1 protein-coding gene and 2 pseudogenes are annotated in these 1670 nt (G+C 32.6%); all 3 read left to right on the plus strand.

All coding sequences use genetic code 11. From position 1 onward, the window contains the following. A pseudogene (locus H2280_RS08255) lies at positions 1 to 346 on the plus strand (type VI secretion system Vgr family protein); the annotation flags it as partial. A 244-nt stretch (positions 347 to 590) separates the two neighbouring features. Next, positions 591 to 983: a hypothetical protein gene (locus tag H2280_RS08260; RefSeq protein WP_337216238.1), complete on the plus strand. Its 393-nt coding sequence runs from the start codon at positions 591 to 593 to the stop codon at positions 981 to 983. Continuing rightward, positions 976 to 1670: pseudogene (locus tag H2280_RS08265) on the plus strand (hypothetical protein); the annotation flags it as partial. The gene H2280_RS08260 and the pseudogene H2280_RS08265, both read left to right, overlap by 8 nt.

The following is a 1670-nucleotide window of genomic DNA, read 5'->3' on the forward strand; positions in this document are numbered from 1 at the left end:
AGAAAATAAATTATTAATAGAAAAATCTTTAACCCAAACAATAGAAAAAGAATTTTTCCTCAATGTCCATCAAAATTTATCCGCCCATATACAAGATAATACATCTTTAAAGTCTAATTCTATGCAAACAAAGGTAGAAGAGCAATATTCTTTAGAATCAGAAAGTTCTACTTTTGACTTTCAAACAGATTGCGAAGTAAAAGCGGGTAATCAAATCCTCCATCAAGTAGGCGATACTCAAATTATTGCTAAGAAAGATTGTGTGATTATTAAAGCAGGTGGAGTAGAAGTAGTTATAGACTCTAATGGGCTTGTAGTTAGAGGTGGAGAAGTAAGAGCAGAATAGATAAAGGATAAAAATGAGTAACAACACGGAAATCAAAGAACAAAACACTCGAGATGAAATTATTTGGGAAAGAAAAAAGTACAAGCCTTTATTTTTGCTTTATTGGATAACATATATTATTGGGTTATGTTTTTTTCTTTATTTGTTTCCTAGGATATTTGAAAAAGAAATAAATTATAAATGGTTTATAGGTTTTTTTATATTTCTTGTAGCAGTATATGCACTTGCACGAGCAATCTATAAAATGGCAAATATTAAAAGAATTTATGTCACAAAAGAAAAACTTGTGATTGAGTATTATATTAAAAATGATTTGGTTTTTCCTTTGGGAACTTTTTTTATATATTATCGTTGTTTGTCATATGCAATTTCTCCAGGACATATAGTGATACATACCTTTGGAGATAAGGCCAAAGAACACCTCGAACATAATATTTTTAACCAAGACAGTGACCCAAAAAATAGTTTTTTTGTAAGAATTAATACCATTATAAAGCCCCATGTAATGCCTTATTTGTTAAGCTTAAGTGATGAAGAATTTGAAAAAATCTTTTTCCATGTAAACGCCACTAGTAACATTAATACCACTTTCCTTAAAGAAGCAATGGAACTCAGAAAAGAGAAGAAAGATGAATGAAAGTATTTATGGAAGTTTAGAGTTTTATTCTAAAGAAACTCAAAGCATTCCTAGTGATAAAAGGGATTTAGGTGTATTTGGAGATGTTGCTCCTTATGCTTTAGGCCTTACAGAAGGTTCTGCTACTAAGGCTTTTGAAAAAGGGATAATGAAGTTTGGTATAAAACATGATTCGCCTATCGCGACAATGATGCATTATAAAATAATAATGAATTTTGGGATATTGAATTTTTTTCTAGCTAAAGCAGAAGGAAAGTCCAATGTAAGAGCTTTGAGTGAAACAGGTGTTAGTGTTTTCACCAGTATAATCATGAATGAAACTCCTATTGGAAAAACAATAGAAAAATATAGCGAATTTGTCGCCAAACAAACCTTAACTCAAACCAGCAGGGTTGCTTCCAGTGCTGCAACTAAGATAGCTAGCTCAAGAGTGGCATCTAGTATCGCAGCTAGAGTTGGCGTATCCATCCTTTCTCGTATTGCCACAGGTGCTGCAACTGGGGCGGCTATAGGCTCGGGTTTTCCTATAGTTGGGACAGTGGTGGGTGCAGTAGTGGGAACGCTTATAGCAGGTTTTGCTAATGACTTAATCTTTGGCGATGAAGATAAAAAATTAAAAGAGCAAGAAGCCGAAGAGAAATACTTAGAGGAAAAATTAGATGAAAAAATGCATAAAATCATCAATTA

It is taken from the genome of Campylobacter sp. 2457A (assembly GCF_020135895.1).
GTDB lineage: Bacteria > Campylobacterota > Campylobacteria > Campylobacterales > Campylobacteraceae > Campylobacter_D > Campylobacter_D taeniopygiae.